Annotated in this window: 23 protein-coding genes and 2 riboswitches; of the genes, 18 read left to right on the top strand and 5 right to left on the bottom strand. The window is 36.4% G+C overall.

Features of this window, described 5'->3' with window-relative positions; genetic code table 11:
* Positions 1–179: 179 nt before the first annotated feature.
* Positions 180–299: riboswitch (SAM riboswitch) on the bottom strand.
* Positions 300–500: 201 nt separating this feature from the next.
* A riboswitch (SAM riboswitch) is annotated at positions 501–611 on the top strand.
* 71 nt (positions 612–682) lie between these two features.
* The 8 genes from BR72_RS02535 to BR72_RS02500 all read left to right on the top strand — a co-directional run bounded on the left by BR72_RS02535 (position 683) and on the right by BR72_RS02500 (position 11,286).
* Positions 683–2,518, top strand: coding sequence for a bifunctional homocysteine S-methyltransferase/methylenetetrahydrofolate reductase (locus tag BR72_RS02535; RefSeq protein WP_035429698.1), 1,836 nt, complete (start codon positions 683–685; stop codon positions 2,516–2,518).
* Positions 2,515–5,916: a methionine synthase gene (gene metH, locus BR72_RS02530; RefSeq protein ID WP_035429695.1), complete on the top strand. Its 3,402-nt coding sequence runs from the start codon at positions 2,515–2,517 to the stop codon at positions 5,914–5,916. Before BR72_RS02535 ends, metH begins: the two co-directional genes overlap by 4 nt.
* Before the next feature lie 36 nt (positions 5,917–5,952).
* Positions 5,953–7,011 (top strand): undecaprenyldiphospho-muramoylpentapeptide beta-N-acetylglucosaminyltransferase, encoded by a 1,059-nt coding sequence (locus BR72_RS02525; protein ID WP_035429692.1) that lies wholly within the window; start codon positions 5,953–5,955, stop codon positions 7,009–7,011.
* Between the two features lie 309 nt (positions 7,012–7,320).
* Positions 7,321–9,048, top strand: coding sequence for a DUF2339 domain-containing protein (locus BR72_RS02520; RefSeq protein WP_035429689.1), 1,728 nt, complete (start codon positions 7,321–7,323; stop codon positions 9,046–9,048).
* A gap of 116 nt (positions 9,049–9,164) precedes the next feature.
* A complete protein-coding gene (locus BR72_RS02515; protein WP_035429686.1) occupies positions 9,165–9,368 on the top strand; it encodes a DUF3966 domain-containing protein in 204 nt (67 codons plus the stop codon).
* A gap of 56 nt (positions 9,369–9,424) precedes the next feature.
* Positions 9,425–9,802 carry a nucleoside 2-deoxyribosyltransferase gene (locus tag BR72_RS02510; protein WP_035429684.1) on the top strand — a complete coding sequence of 126 codons (378 nt, stop codon included), beginning with the start codon at positions 9,425–9,427 and terminating at the stop codon, positions 9,800–9,802.
* Positions 9,802–10,779, top strand: a complete 978-nt coding sequence (locus BR72_RS02505) for an HD domain-containing protein (protein WP_035429959.1) — start codon at positions 9,802–9,804, stop codon at positions 10,777–10,779. The genes BR72_RS02510 and BR72_RS02505 overlap by 1 nt, the downstream gene beginning before the upstream one ends.
* Before the next feature lie 15 nt (positions 10,780–10,794).
* Positions 10,795–11,286, top strand: a complete 492-nt coding sequence (locus BR72_RS02500; protein WP_035429683.1) for a hypothetical protein — start codon at positions 10,795–10,797, stop codon at positions 11,284–11,286.
* A 29-nt stretch (positions 11,287–11,315) separates the two neighbouring features.
* On the opposite strand, the gene BR72_RS02495 is transcribed toward BR72_RS02500, so the two are convergent.
* Positions 11,316–11,627 (bottom strand): hypothetical protein, encoded by a 312-nt coding sequence (locus BR72_RS02495; RefSeq protein WP_035429681.1) that lies wholly within the window; start codon positions 11,625–11,627, stop codon positions 11,316–11,318.
* 351 nt (positions 11,628–11,978) lie between these two features.
* Here BR72_RS02495 and BR72_RS02490 point away from each other — a divergent pair, with 351 nt between their 5' ends.
* Complete coding sequence (locus tag BR72_RS02490) at positions 11,979–12,194, top strand: DUF3912 family protein (RefSeq protein WP_035429958.1); 216 nt, start codon at positions 11,979–11,981, stop codon at positions 12,192–12,194.
* Positions 12,195–12,294: 100 nt separating this feature from the next.
* Here the strand turns inward: BR72_RS02490 and BR72_RS02485 are convergent, their stop codons facing one another.
* The 3 genes from BR72_RS02485 to BR72_RS02475 form a co-directional block, all read right to left on the bottom strand.
* Positions 12,295–13,689 carry an L-cystine transporter gene (locus tag BR72_RS02485; RefSeq protein ID WP_035429679.1) on the bottom strand — a complete coding sequence of 465 codons (1,395 nt, stop codon included), beginning with the start codon at positions 13,687–13,689 and terminating at the stop codon, positions 12,295–12,297.
* A gap of 105 nt (positions 13,690–13,794) precedes the next feature.
* Positions 13,795–14,037 (bottom strand): DUF2626 domain-containing protein, encoded by a 243-nt coding sequence (locus BR72_RS02480; RefSeq protein WP_035429676.1) that lies wholly within the window; start codon positions 14,035–14,037, stop codon positions 13,795–13,797.
* A 114-nt stretch (positions 14,038–14,151) separates the two neighbouring features.
* Complete coding sequence (locus BR72_RS02475; protein ID WP_035429673.1) at positions 14,152–14,850, bottom strand: helix-turn-helix transcriptional regulator; 699 nt, start codon at positions 14,848–14,850, stop codon at positions 14,152–14,154.
* A gap of 408 nt (positions 14,851–15,258) precedes the next feature.
* Here BR72_RS02475 and comGA point away from each other — a divergent pair, with 408 nt between their 5' ends.
* Genes comGA through BR72_RS02430 form a run of 9 tightly spaced genes read left to right on the top strand, consistent with a single transcriptional unit; the run spans position 15,259 to position 19,922 of the window.
* Positions 15,259–16,302 carry a competence type IV pilus ATPase ComGA gene (gene comGA, locus BR72_RS02470; RefSeq protein WP_035429670.1) on the top strand — a complete coding sequence of 348 codons (1,044 nt, stop codon included), beginning with the start codon at positions 15,259–15,261 and terminating at the stop codon, positions 16,300–16,302.
* Positions 16,289–17,329, top strand: a complete 1,041-nt coding sequence (comGB, locus tag BR72_RS02465) for a competence type IV pilus assembly protein ComGB (protein WP_035429669.1) — start codon at positions 16,289–16,291, stop codon at positions 17,327–17,329. The genes comGA and comGB overlap by 14 nt, the downstream gene beginning before the upstream one ends.
* 12 nt (positions 17,330–17,341) lie before the next feature.
* Positions 17,342–17,647, top strand: coding sequence for a competence type IV pilus major pilin ComGC (gene comGC, locus BR72_RS02460; RefSeq protein WP_035429667.1), 306 nt, complete (start codon positions 17,342–17,344; stop codon positions 17,645–17,647).
* Positions 17,644–18,078 (top strand): competence type IV pilus minor pilin ComGD, encoded by a 435-nt coding sequence (gene comGD, locus BR72_RS02455; protein WP_035429664.1) that lies wholly within the window; start codon positions 17,644–17,646, stop codon positions 18,076–18,078. The genes comGC and comGD overlap by 4 nt, the downstream gene beginning before the upstream one ends.
* Entirely contained in the window at positions 18,068–18,385 is a 318-nt protein-coding gene (locus BR72_RS02450; RefSeq protein WP_035429662.1) for a type II secretion system protein, read from the top strand. Before comGD ends, BR72_RS02450 begins: the two co-directional genes overlap by 11 nt.
* The gene (comGF, locus tag BR72_RS02445) at positions 18,372–18,809 is read left to right on the top strand and encodes a competence type IV pilus minor pilin ComGF (RefSeq protein ID WP_035429660.1); all 438 of its coding nucleotides are present in this window, start codon (positions 18,372–18,374) and stop codon (positions 18,807–18,809) included. Before BR72_RS02450 ends, comGF begins: the two co-directional genes overlap by 14 nt.
* Positions 18,806–19,186: a competence type IV pilus minor pilin ComGG gene (gene comGG, locus BR72_RS02440; RefSeq protein WP_231559655.1), complete on the top strand. Its 381-nt coding sequence runs from the start codon at positions 18,806–18,808 to the stop codon at positions 19,184–19,186. Before comGF ends, comGG begins: the two co-directional genes overlap by 4 nt.
* Before the next feature lies 1 nt (position 19,187).
* Entirely contained in the window at positions 19,188–19,685 is a 498-nt protein-coding gene (locus BR72_RS02435) for a shikimate kinase (protein ID WP_035429656.1), read from the top strand.
* Between the two features lie 36 nt (positions 19,686–19,721).
* The gene (locus tag BR72_RS02430) at positions 19,722–19,922 is read left to right on the top strand and encodes a YqzE family protein (protein WP_035429655.1); all 201 of its coding nucleotides are present in this window, start codon (positions 19,722–19,724) and stop codon (positions 19,920–19,922) included.
* A 312-nt stretch (positions 19,923–20,234) separates the two neighbouring features.
* Here BR72_RS02430 and BR72_RS02425 read toward each other — a convergent pair whose 3' ends face one another.
* Complete coding sequence (locus BR72_RS02425) at positions 20,235–20,858, bottom strand: VC0807 family protein (RefSeq protein ID WP_035429654.1); 624 nt, start codon at positions 20,856–20,858, stop codon at positions 20,235–20,237.
* Between the last annotated feature and the right edge of the window lie 305 nt (positions 20,859–21,163).

Here is a 21,163-nt window from a genome sequence, read left to right as displayed (position 1 = left end):
CACTTGCTTTCTCTTTTTGTTTGCATTTTACGTGTGGCAGAAGAAGGTCCGATTGCTTCTATGCGCGGCTAGATGCCCTCGCTCATCGAAAAAGAATGGTTTTTGTTTTTTAAAATTTGGATTTGTATGCAAAAAAAGCCTTCTAAGAAGAAGGCTTATATACGACAAATATAGTCTTCTTCTTATCTGTCAAATCATTTCTCAATTCGCTGGAATTAGCACCTTATTAACAAATAAAAAGTTTGTTAATGGTTGCTGAGGCGTCAAAGGGCCAGTCCCTCGACCTCTCTCGATAAGAATTCGAAATATGAAGTTTTTGATTATGTTTTTTACTTTACAACAAATTTAGAAAGAAATGCAACTATATTTTGAATAATTTTATTTTTCTTTCTTTTTGTTGACTTTCATATTTTAACATGCTAAATTAGTGAGAAAATTAACAAAGATTGCTAATAAGTGAACGGACGATGTTTGCTTTTTGAAATCATAAATGAATATAACTCTTATCAAGAGTGGTGGAGGGAAAGGCCCTGTGAAACCCAGCAACCTTCAAATTATATGTTTGAAACGGTGCTAAGACCTGCGGAACAAAGCGTTCTGAATGATAAGAGGAGGATAAAACGCTGTCCCCCTCTTCATTGAGAAGAGGGGGTTTTTATATTGAAAGAAGAGAGGGAGACATGTGAAACTACTAGATTTATTGCAAAGAGGAATTGTCATTGGGGACGGAGCGATGGGAACGTTTCTGTATTCTCATGGTTTACAAAGCTGCTTTGAAGAATTGAATATATCTGAACCAGAGCGGATTATTTCGATTCATAAACAATATGTTGCAGTAGGAGCAGATGTCATTCAAACCAATACATACGGAGCAAATGAAGGGAAACTTCGCATGTACGGTCTTGAGGATAGCGTAAAGGAAATTAACCGGGCTGCTGTAAGACATGCAAAAGCAGCAGTGACAGAAAAAAATGCAATCGTTGGAACAATCGGTGGAATGAAACATATTGGGGCAGTTACAACTACTGATATGGAGCGTGAGTTTATGCTCTTAGAACAAGCGGATGCCCTGCTAGAAGAAGGTGTGGATGGGCTATTATTAGAAACGTTTTACGATGAGTTTGAATTACTTCATGCAGTGAAGGTATTACGTAAACAAACAAATGTCCCTCTTATTGCGCAGCTTGCTCTTCACGAAGCTGGTACGACTCAAAACGGAAATAGTGTAGATGATGTATTGAAGCAAATTATAGAGTATGGTGCAAATGTGGTCGGATTAAATTGTCAGTTAGGACCGCTTCGTATGATCGAATCTTTTAAAACGATAGAAATCCCTAAATATGGTTACTTATCTGCGTATCCAAATGCTGGTCTCCCTAAATATGTAGAGGGCCGTTACGTATATGAAGGAAGTCCGGCTTATTTTGAAGAGATGGTGCCGGAATTTATTAAGCAAGGCGTTAGGCTACTTGGAGGTTGTTGTGGTACAACTCCTGCCCATATTGAGGCAATGAAGCGAGCGCTTGGAAATGAGCGTCCTGTAACAGCAAAAGAAGTTGTAAAGCGTGCAGAGGTTATAACTGCGCAGCGTGTAAATGTAGCAGATCGAATTACATTAGCAGAAAAAGCGAAAAAGGAAACGACGGTGATTGTTGAGCTAGATCCTCCTAAAACGTTGGATACACAGAGGTTTTTTGAAGGAGCAAAAGTGTTGAAGCGTGCTGGAGCAGATGCTATTACGTTAGCAGATAACTCTTTAGCATCGCCTCGCTTATCAAATATGGCAATGGGAGCGTTATTAAGAAAATACGATATCCCGATATTAACTCATTTAACATGTCGTGATCATAATGTGATTGGGCTGCAGTCTCATTTACTTGGATTAGCAGCGCTCGGTATGGAGGAAGTATTGGCATTAACCGGAGACCCTGCGAGGGTTGGTGATTTTCCTGGTGCAACATCTGTATATGATCTTTCTTCTATAGAACTTATTAAAATGATTAAGGAAATGAACAATGGCCGTTCTATTTTAGGGAAAACAATTGGAGCAGCCACCAATTTTTCAATTGGCGGGGCTTTTAATCCGCATGTCAGACATATCGATGCAGCTGTAAAACGTATGGAGAAAAAAATTGCAGCTGGTGCGGAGTACTTTTTAACGCAGCCCATTTATGATGCGGCAGTCATCCGAAATGTATATGAAGCAACGAAGCATATTGAACAGCCAATTTTTATTGGAATTATGCCGCTTGTAAGTAAACGAAATGCAGACTTTTTACATTTTGAGGTGCCAGGCATTACGCTTCCAGAAGAAGTGAGAAGGCGTATGGACGCACATAAAACGTCAGAAGAAGCGGTGGCAGAAGGTATTTGTATAGCTAAAGAATTAATTGATATTGCGATGGAGTTATTTAATGGTATTTATTTAATTACACCATTTTTAAAATATGAAGTGACAGAAGCGCTCGTTCGGTATATTCAAGTGAAGAAAGGGCAGAAAGAAGGAATGAATGTATGAGACAAATCGAGGAAAGATTGCAGCAAGAAATTTTAATATTAGATGGTGCAATGGGAACGATGATTCAACAAGAAGACCTTTTAGCTGAAGATTTTGGCGGAGAAGAATATGAGGGCTGTAATGAATATTTAGTAAAAACACGGCCGGACGTTATTTTACAGATTCATAAAGCGTATATTGAAGCAGGGGCAGATATTATTGAAACGAATACATTTGGTGCAACGAACATTGTACTTAGTGATTATAACCTTTCTCACTTAGATGAGGAGTTGAATGAAAGGGCGGTCAGGTTAGCAAAACAAGCTGTAAAGGAGAGCGGTAAAGAAGTATATGTAGCCGGGTCAATGGGTCCAACGACAAAAGCAATTAGTGTCACGGGTGGCGTTACTTTTGAAGAGCTCATTGAGGCATATACAAGACAAGCACGCGGTTTACTGCGCGGAGGTGTAGATCTGTTACTTGTAGAAACAAGTCAGGACATGCGTAATGTAAAAGCGGCATGCTTAGGAATTGAAAAGGCATTTATTGAGGCAGAGAAAAAAGTTCCGCTTATGATTTCGGGAACAATTGAACCAATGGGAACGACGTTAGCTGGGCAAACAATTGAAGCATTTTACTTATCGGTAGAGCATATGAATCCATTATCGGTTGGGCTAAACTGTGCAACAGGACCAGAGTTTATGAGAGAACATATTCGTTCACTTGCAGAGTTATCAGAGTGTTACATCTCTTGTTATCCCAATGCTGGACTTCCAGATGAAGACGGTCATTATCATGAATCCCCGCAGTCACTTGCTCATAAAGTGAAACAGTTTGCAGAAGAAGGCTGGATGAATATTGTTGGTGGTTGCTGCGGGACGACGCCAGCGCACACTCGTGCGATGAAAGAGGCGCTAATATCATTTGAGCCCCGTGTGAAACGAGAAAGAAAAGGTCATGGGATTAGCGGGCTTGAAGCGTTGCAATATGAAGATTCTATGCGCCCGTTATTCGTTGGAGAGCGTACGAATGTAATTGGTTCACGCAAATTTAAACGTCTTGTTGCAGAAGGGAATTTTGAAGAAGCAGCGGAAGTCGCAAGGGCACAAGTAAAGAAAAATGCCCATATTATTGATATTTGCATGGCAGACCCAGACCGTGATGAAATAGAAGATATGGAAAATTTCTTGCAAGCTGTGACGAAAGTATTAAAAGTACCCATTATGATTGATTCGACAGATGAGCAAGTGATAAACCTGGCTCTTACTTATTTGCAAGGAAAAGGAGTAATTAACTCTATTAACTTAGAAAATGGAGAAGAGCGTTTTGAAAAAGTAATTCCACTTATTAAACAGTACGGATCGGCTATTGTTGTGGGAACAATTGATGAAATTGGTATGGCGGTAACGGCTGAGCGAAAACTTGAAATTGCGAAAAGAAGTTATGAGCTCTTAACAATAAAATATGGAGTGCGCCCGTCAGATATTATTTTTGACGCACTTGTCTTTCCGGTTGGAACAGGTGATGAAGAATATATCGGTTCAGCTGCAGCGACAATTGAAGGCATTCGGCTCATAAAAGAGGCATTGCCTGAATGTTTAACAATATTAGGTGTAAGTAATATTTCATTTGGTTTACCGCCAGCAGGACGCGAAGTATTAAATTCGGTCTTTTTATATCATGCGACAAAGGCTGGTTTAGATTATGCCATTGTGAATACCGAAAAGCTAGAGCGGTATGCTTCTATTTCTGAAGAGGAAAAGCTATTAGCGAATGCTCTTTTGTTTGAGACGACGAAAGAAACGTTAGAAGAATTTACAAATTTTTATCGAAATGTGAAGAAAAAAGAAGTCGTAGCAGCTGAAACGTTAACGCTTGAAGAGCGGTTATCTCATTATATTGTAGAAGGGACAAAACAAGGACTACATGATGACTTGCAATTTGCTCTAGATGAAGGAAGAGCACCGCTTGATATTATTAACGGACCGCTTATGACTGGCATGGATGAAGTGGGACGTTTATTTAATAATAATGAGCTTATTGTGGCAGAGGTATTGCAAAGTGCGGAAAGTATGAAAGCGGCTGTTGCGTATTTAGAGCCGTATATGGAGACAAGTGATAGTGCGAAGAAAGGGAAAGTGCTGCTTGCGACAGTAAAAGGTGATGTGCATGACATCGGTAAAAATTTGGTGGAAATTATTTTATCGAACAATGGATACGACATTGTAAACCTGGGTATTAATGTGCGCTCTGATCGTATTATTCAAGAGGTAAAAGAACAGAAACCAGATATTATTGGTTTATCAGGATTACTTGTTAAATCTGCGCAGCAAATGGTAACAACAGCAGAAGACTTAAAAGCGGCAAATATTGATGTTCCGATTGTTGTAGGAGGTGCTGCGCTGACGCGGAAGTTCACAGAAACGCGGATATCTCCCTCTTATCAAGGGCTTGTTTTATATGCAAGTGATGCGATGACAGGATTAGATCTGATCAATCGCCTGCAAAACGAAGAAGAACGGGAAAAGATGAGTGAGGAAAAAGCGAAACGCCATTTACATGTTGTTGTAGAAGAAGAGAAAAGCCGGGCACTGGTACCGATTCAAATTGAAAAATTACCGCCGGCACCAGTATATGTACCGTATTCTACAAAACGTGTCGCTTTGCGTGATATTTCAGTAACACATCTTGCTCCGTTTTTAAATCGGCAAATGTTACTTGGGCATCACTTAGGTTTAAAAGGGAATGTAAAAAAGTTGCTACAAGAAGGGGATAGAAGAGCCCATGAACTGAATGACTTAATCGATGAATTGCTTCGCGAAGAACAATCATGGTTACGTCCGAGCGTTGTGTATCAATTCTTTCCTGCACAAAGTGAAAATCAAGACATTTTAATTTATGATCCAGAAGATCAGGGTCGTGTGCTAGAGCGTTTTACATTCCCAAGACAAGGAAAAGCACCGCATCGCACGCTTGGTGATTATTTACGCCCAGTTGGAGATGAAATGGATTATGTTGCTTTTTTAGCTGTAACGGTTGGAACAGGTGTCCGTGCTGTAGCAGAAAAGTGGAAAGAACAAGGCGATTATTTGCGTAGTCATGCGATTCAATCACTTGCGCTGGAACTTGCAGAAGGATTAGCTGAAAAAACGCATATGCTCATCCGTGATCGCTGGGGATTTCCAGATTCACCAAACATGACGATGGAAGAGCGGTTCCGAACAAAATATCAAGGGATTCGCGTTTCTTTTGGCTATCCTGCGTGTCCAGAGCTTGCTGATCAAGAAAAGTTATTTCGGTTGCTTCGCCCTGAGGAAATTGGAATTTCCTTAACAGAAGGGTTTATGATGGAACCGGAGGCTTCTGTATCGGCGCTGGTGTTTGCTCATCCAGAAGCGCGTTATTTCAGTGTGTTATAATAAAAAGTAAATCTTTTATTAAAAGGAGACATACTGTTGAAAACGATTATATTTACAGGCGGTGGTTCTGCGGGTCACGTTACGCCGAACTTAGCACTTATACCACATTTTCAAAAGAGCGGTTGGAAGGTGTGTTATATTGGTTCACATAATGGAATTGAAAAGACGATCATTGAAAAAGAAGGGATTCCTTATTATGGAATAGCGAGTGGAAAGCTTCGCCGCTATTTTGATTTAAAAAATATAAAAGACCCCTTTCTTGTTATGAAAGGGGTTATGGATGCGTATTTCCTGATTCGAAAGCTAAAACCAGATGTTATTTTCTCAAAAGGCGGCTTCGTGTCTGTGCCGGTTGTAATTGGTGCGTGGCTAAATCGTGTTCCTGTTTTTTTACACGAGTCTGATATGACGCCTGGGCTTGCAAATAAAATTGCTCTTCGCTTTGCTTCAAAAATATTTGTTACGTTTGAAGAAGCGAAAAAACATTTACCGAAAGAAAAAACAGTATTTACTGGCTCACCTGTGCGTGAAGAAGTATTGCAGGGAAGTAGAAACAAAGGACTGCAATTTTTACGATTCACTGCATCAAAACCAGTTATTACGGTTATGGGAGGCAGCTTAGGAGCACGCCGTATTAATGAAGCAGTACGCGGTGCCCTGCCAAACCTCCTGCAAACCTATCAAATTGTTCATTTGTGCGGGAAAGGCAATATGGATGAAACGCTTGAGAATACACCGGGATACAAACAGTTTGAATATGTTCACGATGAACTTCCTGATATATTAGCGGCAACTGATATCGTTATTTCTCGTGCAGGATCCAATGCGATTTTTGAATTTTTAACATTACAAAAGCCAATGTTATTAATTCCTCTTCCGAAATCTTCGAGCCGAGGAGATCAAATTTTAAACGGACAGTCTTTTGAAAAACAAGGATATGGACGCATGTTATTTGAAGAAGATATAACAGAAACGTTGCTAATTGAACATGTAGAAGAACTGTATAAAAATCGTTTGCAGTATAAAAGATCGATGCAGCAATATAGCGGACAAGAAGCTTTGCAAACGATTATTGATTATGTAACGAAAGCATGATTTCTATGAAATCATGCTTTTGGGGCTGGTTGGAAAGCTGTTAACACCTTTATTTTTTTAAGAGTATGATTACACCAGTGGAAGATATTCAGGTACTAGTAGGGAACTATAGGGAACCTGCTGTATTTCAGGTTTTTTTAGATGGATATTTTAAATCGTAACGTGTTACTTTCAAAATGGAATGAATTGTATAATTTTAGGAAAAACCTCTTAAAAAATGAATAAACTAATAGTATGATGTAGTTAATTGGAAATTAAACTAATTATAGGCATATTTCTATTTAGCAGCATGATTAGAGGGGGGAGAAAATGAAACAAGATTTGAGCAAAAAAATAGAAGCTCTAGAAACAGCAATTGATACATTGCAGGAGACGCTCTATGAGTTAAAAGCACAGCGAAGAGAAATGGACGAAGAAAGAGTTCAACAAGTAAAGGAACCTATTGAGAAGAAACAAGAAGTTAGTACTCCTGTGCAAAATGTACGACAAGAAGAAAGAGTCATTAGCCAAGAAAGTGTGAAGGAACCGGAGATAAAGCAGGTAGATATATCTGCGTTTAAGCCTGAACCATTTGACATTATAAAATTTTGTCAAACATGGCTACCACGTATTTTCGTTGCCATTATGCTGCTTGGGGTAATTTGGCTATTTAAAGCGGGAGTAGATGCAGGATTACTTACTCCAGCAATTCGTATTGTATTTGGCGTAGCATTATCAGTTGCTTTGTATTATGTAGGTGATATACAAATAAAAAAAGAACATCAAGCGTTAGGCTTAGTGTTAGCTGGAGGAAGTATTACAGGCATTGTTTTAACGACATTCGCTGCGCATTATTTGTATCATTTCTTTCCGGCAAGCATGGCATTTATATTCAATATTATTTGGATTATACTCGGTATTTATTTAGCTAAGCGATATCAATCAGAGTATCTCGCTATATTTGTATCTGTAGGAGCCTTTTTTGTACCGTTCTTATTAAATAGTACAGCACCTAATTCTTACATTTTCTTTGGATATGAAACAGTGTTAACGATGAGTTTATTATGGTATGCGTATAAAAATCGCTATCAATATTTATATATGGTATCTTACTCTGTTTCTGTACTTGTAACGTTTGTCTTTTTTGTAATTATGACCATGTTACTAGGGAATTTACAGGTACAATTAACAATTGTTTATGGATTAATTCATATTCTGCTTTTCTGGCATATGTTTATTGATCGAAGTTTTATTTATCAACCTAGAATGGCTTTATTTAGTGCCAATGCAATCTTCTTTATTCTGGCAATTATAAAAATTCCGGATTTTACAACATGGGGATTGTTAATTAGTACAATTGTACACAGTGTAATGTTTATAGCTGACTATATGAAAAATAAAAAATCGTCATTTACAGATCTTTTATTTGGTTTTGCGATGGGGTCGTTTAGTTTAACAATTTTAAATGAATTTAGTTTAGTAAATGGAGCAATTGTATTGATGTTGCAAGGTTTTTTAGGTATCGTTACTTCTGCGAAATTAAAACAAGAAATCAAGTTTTATATCAGTGCAGTTATTTATGGAATCGGTATGTTGCAAACGCTTGTGAGTCCATTTGAGACATTCATGTCAGCAGCTTTTGTAGCCCATCTCATTTTAGTTGGAACATTTTATTATGGAATGATGAAAATGAAACCAATGTTGCAACGTTTTGGGAAATATGTGTATTCGATTACGTTATATGGCTTTATGGTACTTGTATTTATTACGATTACTAGAATAGGAGAGGTTCTTTCAACAGACGGAAGTATTATCAGTGTATTTGTCTCTCTTTTATGGATGATATATGCTTTAGTTTCAGTTTGGTTTGGACGTAATAGAGGAATGAATGAAATATTATACGCTGGATTAGTTGTGTTAGTTGTAACAGTGATTAAGTTATTCTTCTTAGATTTACCAGAAGTATCAATGATGATTCGTGCAGTATTATTCTTACTTATTGGTGGGCTAGGAATTGTTATTTCTAGAATGTTTTTCTCGAAAGAAAAAGGTGAGTAGTAAAAAAAAGCGATCCATTTAGGATTGCTTTTTAAGATAGAGATAAAAGCACACTTTATGTTACAATAGCATAGATTTGACGGACGAATTCTAATTATTGAAGCGTGATAATATGGATGAGATTAGGAGTGACTACATTGGGGCTAAGTCTCTGTGAAAATATTGCTCTAGTTGTTTGTTTAGTATTGTATATTGGTAGTATTATAATATATATGGGACGGAATTTTTCACAAGAACGCAAATTAGAAAAATCAGAAATTACAGCTGAATTAGACATGTTAAATGATAAAATTGATAAAAAAGAAAAAAGGGATTCGTAAACGTCCCTTTTTTTCAATATCTTCCTGTTTGTTTTTATATGAAGGAGAGAGGTAACATGAAATTTTACATCGCTTCAACTTTTACAAATAAACACATTGTCCACATTGTAGCAGATAGACTGAAACAAGCAGGATGGATTCATACATACGATTGGACAAAAAATGAAAAAGCGACAAATCGATTAGAATTACAACGTATAGGACAAGCAGAAAAACAAGCTGTACGAGACGCAGACGTTTTTCTGCTTTTATTAGATGGTGGAAAAGGAAGTCATACCGAATTTGGAATGGCGCTTGCTTGGGAAAAGAAAATATTTGTGTATAAAGGAAACGGTTCTTTGGATACAACATTTTACCATTTGCCAGAAGTATGTATAGTCGAAGGCAGTCTAGATGGATTAGTGGAGAAAGTGTTAGAGGGTGAAGGAGCATGATTATAATTAATGATTCTGTATATGGTGAACATTATATAGATGGTGTGCTTGCGGAACTATTACAATCAAAGGCGGTGCAGCGTTTGCAGAAAATTCATCAAGGCGGCGCAAGCTTCCTTGTGAATCCAACGTGGAACGTAACACGTTATGAACATTCTGTTGGTGTTATGATTCTTGTGAGAATGCTAGGTGGTAGTGTGGAAGAACAAATTGCGGCATTGCTTCATGATGTATCTCATACAGCATTTTCTCACATTGTTGACCACGTATTAGAAGAGCAAGATGAGGATTATCATGAACAAATTTTTATGGATGTTATTGAAGCTTCAGATATTCCCTCTATTTTGGAGAGATATGGCTATGATTATAGAATGGTTGAGAAATGGGAACAATGGACGTTGTTAGAGCAACCGCTTCCGAATTTATGTGCAGATCGTGTAGACTATACGTTACGGGATTTATATACATATGGAATGATCTCAAAGCAAGAAGTGTCCTCTTTTTTAGAAGATGTAATAGTTCGTAACGGACAAATTTGTTTACAATCTGTGCAGGCAGCAGAATGGTTTACAGAAGCTTATTACAAAGAAACGATTGATTTCTTTTTGCATCCGTCGAATTCGTATGGTTATTATATATTAACAAAGGTGTTAAAAGAGGCGTTGCAAAAGAATATTTTACAGCTATCTGATTTTTTAACTGACGATGAAACGGTGTTACATCTATTACGAAGTTGTGGGGATTGTCAAATTGATAAGATGCTTCACTCTCTGCATTCGAAAGTAGTATTAGAAGAGAATGAGACCGAATACGACATTTGTTATAAGGGAGGAAAAGAACGATTAATTGACCCGCTCATTTATACAAATGGCAAGATGCAAAGGGCATCTTGCGTATCTTCATTTGTTAAACAGTGTAATGAGAAAGCGAAAAAGCAATTGAAACAAAATATATATTTAAAAATAAAGAGTGTATAAAAGGAGTTATAAATCATGCATTTAGAACAAGGATGGAAAACAAATTTCTTAACAGTTGTACAGCAAAGTGAATATAAGAAAGATGCAACTTTAGCGCAATTACTATTTGAAGACGGCGAAGAAGTAGAAGAACTTGTCGATGATTATGGATATGAAGAGATTATCAATCGTGAACATGATGAAGAATTAGCAGAGATTTTAGGTGAAGAATTATATTATGAACTTGAGCGTAACGTCTTTTTATCAACGCAGTCAAAAGAAAAATTCATCTCTTTTATAAATGGCTTAGGGTTTCAATTATTAGACTACATTGTGTTATTGGAATCAGAATTTCGTGTAGATAGTGCGATGTTTTCATCTGATACAATAAAGAAAATGGAGAAACGTTTTTCAAAATTCCCTTATGTAGAAGGTCGCCAAACAATATTTGAGCTGACATTAGAAGAAGCGATTGAATTAGTAGAGAATGTGACAGGCCTTCAGATTAAAGAAGATATGAATGTATAAAAAAAGAACGTGTCGAGCACGTTCTTTTTTTATAGAATGATTGTATGTTCTGCGTTTTTATATTGCTTTTCAATGATCGCATTTAAATGCTCAACCTTCCGGATACAAGATTGTATATGCTTCTCGACTTCTTGCAATTCTGTAAGCTGATGCGTTTCAATAGGATGGATTTGTAAGCTGAATTTTTCAAATTGAGTACTATAGGTAATTTCAGCATAGCCACTCATTATATCTGTTACATTTTGAAATAGATATTGTTTTGTTTTTTCACAATATGCTACATTTTGAAATCCGTATGATTTTAAAGCTTCGATGATTTTTGTAATTGTTACTGTATTCATTGTTTTTCCTCTTTAAGAAATTCGACTTTATCTCGCTATTTGCGGACAGTATGCCCTCCACCTAAAGACTGTGAGAAAGCCTAAAAAATTGTGAAGAATAAATACCCGCTAAAAACGATGTATGAAAATGATCATTAGTGAAGCCATATTTTGATGGTGATTTCACTGTATTAGTATAACATGAGTCTATTAAAGAAAGCGCTAACAATTTATTTTGAAGAGGAATCTTTATATGTACTTTATGAAATTAAAATAAATGAAAAATAATTGTAATAAAGAAAAAAAGTAGGGACTCTTTCGATGTTTCATCATATACATAGTTAAGTGGAGCAAAAGAAAGAGGTGAAGATGTTGAACTTTGATATTATAGGACAAAAAGCATATGTAAAAGATGGACCGCATCGAAATCAAATAGGAATCATAAAACGAACTAGCACGGAGAATGGTGCAAAATATGCGATTGTAATTGACGGCATGGATATTGATATTGAATTAAAAGATATTGTTTTAATTGATGTAGATGTTCGGCAATTTCATGATTGGTGTGAAGAGCAAGGATATTTGTAAAACAATAGATGTGTATGGCATTGAACACGCTTATAATAGCGTGTTTTTTAATGTTTACTTATATAGAAAAACACCCTGGAAATCCAGGGTGTTTTCTTTCTTATAATGCAATCTCTTCAGTTTTATCGACTGCTTCATTGTACGTATTTACATCTAACTCTCCAAGCCATTTGCTAGAAATAAGACCAGCTGTCATAGAACCGCTTACGTTTAATGCTGTACGTCCCATATCAATTAATGGTTCAACAGAGATTAATAGAGCGACAATTTCGATTGGTAAGTTCATAGTAGAAAGTACGATGAGTGCAGCAAATGTTGCTCCGCCTCCGACACCTGCAACGCCGAATGAACTAATTGCAACAACGGCGATTAACGTTAAGATAAATTGCGGTTGCAATGGATTGATACCAACAGTTGGCGCAACCATCATCGCAAGCATGGCTGGATAAATACCAGCACATCCATTTTGACCAATTGAGACACCAAAGGAAGCAGCGAAGTTTGCAATTCCTTCTGAAACACCGAGTTTTTCTTTTTGCGCTTCAATATTTAACGGCATCGTACCTGCACTTGAACGTGATGTAAATGCAAATGTTAAAACCGGGAATGCCTTTTTTAAATATTGCACTGGGTTTAAACCAGACAGAGCGATTAGTAATAAGTGAATAATAAACATAACAATAAGTGCTACATAAGATGCCAAAACAAAGTTACCAAGTTTTAAAATCGCTTGCACATCACTTCCTGAAACTGTTTTGGCCATAAGAGCAAGTACGCCGTATGGAGTGAGGCGTAAAATTAATGTGACCATACGCATGACCACTGCATATACGGCATCTAGTATATTCTTAAATTGTTCTGCTTGTTCTGGATATTTCTTTTTTACTCCTAAGAAGGCAATCCCAATAAATGCCGCAAAAATGACAACAGAAATTGTAGATGTTGGACGGGCTCCTGTTAAATCGAGAAATGGATTTGCAGGAAGTAGTTCTAATAATTTTTGCGGGATAGGTGTTTGGTCAATAGAAGTGAATTTTTCTTGTACTAATTTTAAACGAGCTGCTTCTGCACTGCCCTGCTGTAAGCCAGTTGCTTGCAAATCAAAGCCAGCACTTGCTGCAATTCCGACTGCAGCAGCAATTCCAGTTGTAAGAAGTAAAATACCGATGATAAGTCCGCTAATTTTGCCAAGATTACTAGTTAATTTTAATTTTGTAAACGCTGAAATAATGGAAACTAAAATAAGTGGCATAACGATCATTTGTAATAACTTAACATAACCGCCCCCGATTAAGTTAAACCAGTTATTAGATTGAATAATGATTTCGGAAGTTGGTTTATAAAAAAGTTGTAAAATAAGTCCAAATATAATTCCGAGTCCGAGTGCGGTAAATACACGTTTATTAAAAGAAAGGTGTTTCCGTTGCATATAATATAATACACCTACTAATAGGAGCATAATAATGACGTTTATGCTAACTAACAATGTGTTCATACTGTTTTCCTCCTTAAAATTTGTTACAATAAATATATTCAAAGAAAACCAATAAGTCAACTATGAATTTAAGCGGAGATAAAAAAAGATGGCATATATGCCATCTTAATGTCCAACTCCTGGTGTAAGAAGGAACGTCGTATAGTATGTAAATCCAATGAAGAAGACTGTTAAATATGCGCCAAATACATAAATGTACATGCGCTCTGTTAACTTTAAATAACTTAAAAGTACAAAAAATCCTGTTTGTCCTAAAAATAATAGTGCTGCCCCATACATATCCCCTAAATAAAACATCACGGAAAAAATACCAGTCCAAAAGCCAAGAACGCGAAACATGCGCTCCATCCCATTCCCCTCCCTTTGTATGAACTCAATACTCCTTTTAATTATAATGCACTATTCTAACTATTGTAAACATTTACAAAATAATAAGAAGCCAGTATAATCTGGCTTCTTAGTTTACATATGAAGATGATAATTACAAGACTTACAACCTGTTTCGAACATCGTATCATCACGTGTTAATTCCATGTTTGGGAATAGAACTTCAAAGATGCCTTTCATCATATCGACATGCATGTTACAAACTTCTTTTGGATGATGAACAGCAACTTCTTTAAATGGACAATTGTATACGTCATAGAAAATTTTAGATCCATCGGTGCTTAATTCAAATTCCGGGGATAAGCCCGCCGTTGATAAAGCTTCTTTGGCAATTTGTATTTTTTGTTCAACCGTCAATTCATTTTCGTTCCTGTTTAATCGGTTCATTTGTTGTTCCATTAATTCTTTACCAAACTTTTTACCCGTTTCATATAGAGCTTTCTCGCCAACTTCACCTAAGCTAAATAATGTATTGCAAGCAATTTGTGCTAACAATTGATAATCACGAAACGGAAATTGTAGTTGAATGACATCATCTGATAAGGCATATAATCGGCTTGGTCTGCCGCCTTTACCTGTTTTTTTTGTTTCTGATTTTAACATATTTACATCTTCTAGCTTTGAAAGATGTAAACGCGCAACATTCGGATGAATATCAAATTCGTCGGCAATTTCTTGTACGGTAACCTCCGTATGTTTTTGAGAAATATATTTATAAATATAATAGCGTGTTGGATCGGATAGTACGTTTGTAATTTTTAAAGCCTGTTCCATGAGGATCGCCACCTTTATCGGTTTATCTGAGATAACAATATTATAATATAGATAACGTTGCATAACATGTTTTTGGGCAATGATTCATTAATTGTTCATAATTTCACAAACTTATTTCGGTTTTTAATGTAACTACTCAACCATCCACTCTATTCGCAGAAAGATTGGTGCTTTTCTTTTTTTAAACGTTGCGCGTAGTAGAAATAGGCCCTGACCGCTTCTATGCATGGCCGGTCCCTCTCAGACCATTTAAAAAATGGTTTTCCGTCTTTTTCTTTCATAAAGTGGCTGAGTGAGTAGTTACTTTTTTTATTTGGAAAGTTCAAAAACATTACGATAAAAACAGGAAATTCGCTATTTTTCTTTTCATGATGACCATGATATATACATAGTGAGGAGGCGATAACAGTGAATGCTGTCGAACAGTTTGCTGACACAATTATGAAAGAAGCTTGTAGCTTGCGCGCATCAGATCTTCATATTGTGCCGCGTCACGAAGATGCTGTTGTACAATTGCGTATTGGAAAAGATTTGGTGACAAAGCATCATACTTCAAAAGAATTTTGTGAACGACTTGTATCACACTTTAAGTTTTTAGCAGCTATGGATATTGGTGAAAGGAGAAAGCCGCAAAATGGTTCATTGCAGATGAAAGTTGATGATGAGGAAGTATATTTACGCCTATCTACTTTGCCAACTGTACATCATGAAAGTCTTGTTATTCGATTACACTTACAAACTGCAGTCCCGAACCTCTCTCATCTCTCATTATTCCCAAGTTCCGCAAAAACACTTCTCTCTTTTTTACATCATTCACACGGACTAATAATTTTTACAGGTCCGACCGGCTCCGGAAAAACGACAACGATGTATGCTCTTTTAGAAGTAGCAAAGAAGGAGCAGACCCGCCGCATTGTTACACTGGAGGATCCGGTTGAAAAGAAAAAGGATGGACTATTACAAATTCAAATTAATGAAAAAGCTGGTATTACGTACGCAACAGGATTGAAAGCAATTTTACGTCATGATCCAGATATTATTTTAGTGGGAGAAATTCGTGATGAGGAAACAGCAAAGGTGGCGGTTCGAGCGAGTTTAACAGGTCATTTAGTGATGACGACATTGCATACGAATGATGCAAAGAGTGCAGTGCTACGTTTAATGGATTATGGTATAACGCTTCTAGAAATTGAACAATCGCTACTAGCGGTTGCAGCGCAGCGGTTAGTGGAATTAAAATGTCCATTTTGCAAAGGGAAATGCTCACCTCTATGCAAAAAAATGCGTCACATACGCCGAGCAAGCATTTATGAATTATTGTACGGTGATGAGTTGAAAGAAGTCATTTATGAAGCAAATGGAAAGCAAGCAGCGTACCAATATACAACACTTCAAGATGAACTAAGAAAAGGGTATGCGCTCGGGTTTATTGAAGAAGATGTTTATGTTTAAGCAAGAAAAGTGGCGTTTACATGAACAAGCATTATTGCTCCGAAGGCTTGGAGAACTTTTGGAGAAAGGATATTCTTTATTGCACGCATTAGAGTTTCTATATTTTCACTTAACCCCGCGTAAACAAATACAGCTTCAAGATGCTGCCGAAGAATTTAAAAAAGGAAGTAGTTTACATGATGTATTTGATAAACTGGCATTTCATCCTGATATTTTAAGCTATTTGTTTTATGCAGAGCGGCATGGTGACATTGCCTTTGCGTTGCAGCAAGGGAGCTCACTCCTTGACAGAAAAGATAAACATCAAAAAAATATGGTGAAGGTGCTGCGCTATCCATTCGTTCTTTCTTTGTTTTTATTAGGTATTCTCCTTGTATTTAACCTAGTTCTTCTTCCGCAGTTCACTACTTTATATCGTTCACTCCGTGGATCATCCACTTCATTTACAGACAATATTTTAATGGTTATTCAAGCACTTCCGTATGTTATGGGAGGTGTCGCTTTTGCAATTGGCGCCGTAGTTCTTATCTACGTGCTGTATGTAAAAAGGTTGCATCCAGTTACGAGAATGAACATTTGTATGAGAGTGCCTCTTATACAAATGTTTTTAAAATTAACGAACTCACACTATTTTGCAATTCAATTAAGCGGCCTTTTACAAGGCGGGCTCTCTATATTAGAAGCGCTAACGTTAATGAAGGAGCAAAAACATCATTTGTTTTTTCAATGCGAAGCGCTCAAAATACAGGAGTTATTAACGATAGGTGAACACCTGGATTCTATTATGATGACTCGTTCGTATTATGAACAGGAGCTCGCTTACATTATTAAACATGGACAAGCAAATGGCAATTTAGCAACTGAGCTTTCCGATTATAGTGACATGACAATAGAAAAAATTGAAGAGAAAATTAATCGTATGTTGTTTGTGATACAACCCCTTTTGTTTACATGTATCGGACTGGTCGTTGTGCTTATGTATTTAGCGATGATTATGCCGATGTTTCAAATGATGGATTCTATTTAGGAGGCGTGTTCTGTGAAAAATGAAAAAGGCTTTACGCTGTTAGAAATGTTGCTTGTTATGGTTGTAATTTCTGTGTTGCTACTGCTTATTATTCCAAATGTCGTAAACCAGCGTTCTTCCGTACAAGGGAAGGGATGCGATGCTTTTGTAAAGTCAGTTGAATCACAAGTACAAGGATATCAATTAGAGCATAATAAAATCCCAACGGTGGATGAATTGTATACGGGTAAGTATATTACATCGAAAACTTGTCCAAAGGGAGAAAGTATTGCAATTGATCCTACAAATGGAGAGGTTAAAGTTGTAGGAAAATCGTGAAGAAAAATGGTTTCACATTATTAGAAATGCTCCTCGTCTTAAGTGCTATTTCTATTTTAAGTGTTGTAACATATTTTAATTTTTCACCGATTTATGAAAAGCAAAAGATGAATCAGTTTATGAATCAATTTTCTCAAGATATCCTTTTCATGCAACAAGTAGCGATGAGCCGTCATAACCGTCACACATTACGGTGGTTTCCTAATCAATATTCGTATAGCATTACATCGTCAGGAGAAACCAATCCTCTTCTCGTTCGTTACTATCCATCAGATATAGAGGTGAATGTAAATACATTCCCTAATCCAATGAGTTACGGAGCGGACGGTAATATTAATAGAGGCGGAACAATTATTATTTCTTATAAATCCAAAACGTACCATGTTGTATTTCAACTTGGGAGAGGAAGATTTACGTATTATGAAGTGTGACAAAGGTTCGGTTATGTTAGAAATTCTTGTGTCTCTTAGTTTATTAATGATGGCGGTTTCGCTCTTGATTCCGCAAACGCTTCTCATTATGCAGGAAAGAAAAAATATTCAGCTTCGGTACAGAGCGCAGCTACTTTTGAAAGAAGCGGCATCTGTATATATGTATAATCATGTCGTTTCGTCAGTAATAGAAAAGCGCTATGAACATACGGTATATACAATTCAATGGAAGAGTGAAAAGGTATGCGTAATGTGGAAAGATAGTAAACAGCGTGAGAATGAACGGTGTCGTCATGTTAAAAAATAAGCAAGCTGGGTTTACGTTGTTAGAAGTTATGATATGTTTTCTATTTTTATCTGTATTTTTTCTTCTTCTCCCGCGTCTTCAAGTTCTCTTTATAGAACCCCCGTACCCTAAACAGATTACGAATTGGGAATGGAACGTTTTTTTAGAGCAAGTGCAAATTGAGTTTCGCGATGTAGAAGAAGGAAATAATGGGGAAGGAAAATTGTTTTTCAAAACAAAGGCAGGGGAACATATCACATATGTCAAATCTGGAAATAATATTGTTCGAAAAGTAAATGGGGCGGGACATGAAGTTCTATTACAAAAAGTAGAGGACATTTCTTATCAATTAACAGCTCATACATTAATGATATGTGTGCGGGATATAAACGGTAAAGTATATGATGGTGTTGTTACCCGTTATTCTGCTATTGAGGTGAAATGATGAAGTCGGAAAGTGGATTTACAATGCCGGGAACAATCATCCTCCTATTTTTACTCATGTCTTTTTTAGTATATGAGACAAATATATTTCTATTAGATCAAAAATTTTATACAGAAGCAGAAGAATTGTTTATATTAGAAGAAATAACGAGCCAAGCTGTTGCGGATGTGAAACAAGAATTAAAAGCTGAAATGGGAAAAAGAGAATTTTTTTATTTGTATGAGGCAGGAGAAGCAAAGGGAGATTACACAATTGTAGATGGGAATGCTCTTATTACTTTACAATGTATAACAAAACGAAAGCGAGCAAGTAAAGTTAGCTTTCGTTATAATACAAGTAACGAAGCGATTACGAATTGGCAAGAGGAGAGAGGATAACATGCAAACGTTATATATAACAGGTTTTATGGGAGCGGGGAAAACAACTGTTGGCAAAGCGTTAAGTAGTGCACTTCATATGCCGGTTATTGATACAGATCAGCGTATTGAAGAAAAGACAAAGAAACTGATTCGGAATATCTTTTCAGAAGAAGGAGAAGATGTATTTCGAAAGTACGAAAGTGAAGTGCTGCAATCATTACCGACAAATGATTACATTATTACAACTGGAGGAGGAATCGTTGAAAAAGCGGAGAACCGAGAATGGATGAATGAACATGGAACGGTAATTTATTTGTACTGTGATCCATATGTGATTGCCGAGCGAATTGCTGAGGATACAACAAGACCGTTATTTCAAAAAGAAAATATAGGGGCGTTTATTCAGAAATTTGAAAAGCGTCAAGCTTACTATGAAGAAGCAACAGTAAAAATCGACACGACGAATAAAAGCATTGAAGCAATTGTGCAAGAGATTCACGGGTCGATTAATAAATAAAAAAGTGGACATACTAATCTAGTAGAGGTGATAAGTATGTCTACAAATGATTATGTAAAATATGTCACACAACAATTTGTATCATATATGGATGCTCCAAAAGAGGATCGAAAACAAAAACGGCAGCAGCGCCGTGAAGAGAGAGAACCATTTTTGAATCGTTGGTTTGGGATGTTACCGTTAAGCGCTACTATTTTTTACCGTCAAATGAAGAAAATCAGAAAGAAATCGAGTTAAGTATCTTTGGAATGATATAAAACTATATAAATACAGATTAAAAAATCGACATAAAAACCCTTTTTCTTTTTAGGCGGGCGAGAGCATCTGGCCATGCATAGAAGCGGTTAGTGCCTTTTTCTACCACATGCAAGGTTTAAAACAAAAGGAGAAAGCAAGTAGCGGGCATGTTGTATTCTGCATAGCAGCTAATTATGCGTCGAAAAATTAAAATGAATTTATATAGAAAAGGATACTATGTCATAGAAATCGACAATATAACATAAAAAAGAAGTTCCGCTGCTTATAAACAGTGGAACTTCTTTTTATACATTAAACTTCAGCTTCAGTCACCTGTTTAATCTTATTGCTAATCCAAAGGAACCCAGCACCAATTCCTATTGAAATGCACCAACCAATCCCTGTCATAATGGCTTTCATTTCTCCGTATCCATCTACTCCAAATTTAGAAATCATATAGATCTTAATACAGCTAAGTACAATAAATTGTAAGCCAAAAAAGAAAGTAAAGTATTGGAAAGATGGAAAGAGGCGTGGGTCACGATATAACAATTGTGATTCCTTTCGATCATCCCCTTGCAATGCAGCATAGTCTGCTGCAAAGTACAACATGAGTGGTTGTTTAATAAAAATGGTACATATCACAACAATCCCAAGTGCAATGTGATAGTACACGTCGTTCCATAGCATCTTTTCAGCTGAACCGGAAAGTAAATCTACGCTTGTATTTACAATCATCGTAATGAGGATAAAAAAGCCAGTCATATGAAATTGCCGTTCTTTCTTAAAACAATACAATGTATAAAAAATGCCTGGCACAGAAGAAATAAGCATAGCATAATAGGCACCCATATATTGTTTGCCGAATTTCCAAATAACAAATGGAAAGATGAGATAAAAAATAATATCGTAGATCGCTTTATTGTTTTGCTTCATTGAAATCCTCCTTTGTTTGTATTTTACAATAAAGGTTCTGAATATTATACTTATTTGTAGAGTCAAGAATAAAAAATTGATAGAATGAGAATCATTATATGATTAAGACAATAACAAGTTCTTTTCTGTCAAAATGTTAGGGTAATTCCTGTTCAAATCCAAAAAAAATTATGGATTGAAAGTTTAAGTTATATTTATGAAATATAGGTAATTCGAAATGAGTTGTTGAAAAATCGACATTGTTTTACGCTTTCATTGTGATATAATAGTCGTGAATTGATAAACTTAGTAATCAATTTGTAAAA

Source organism: Bacillus sp. UNC322MFChir4.1 (assembly GCF_000746135.1).
In the GTDB taxonomy this organism is placed as follows: Bacteria; Bacillota; Bacilli; order Bacillales; family Bacillaceae_G; genus Bacillus_A.
The sequence above is the reverse complement of the archived record's forward strand: the minus strand, read 5'-3'. Positions and strand labels throughout refer to the sequence as shown.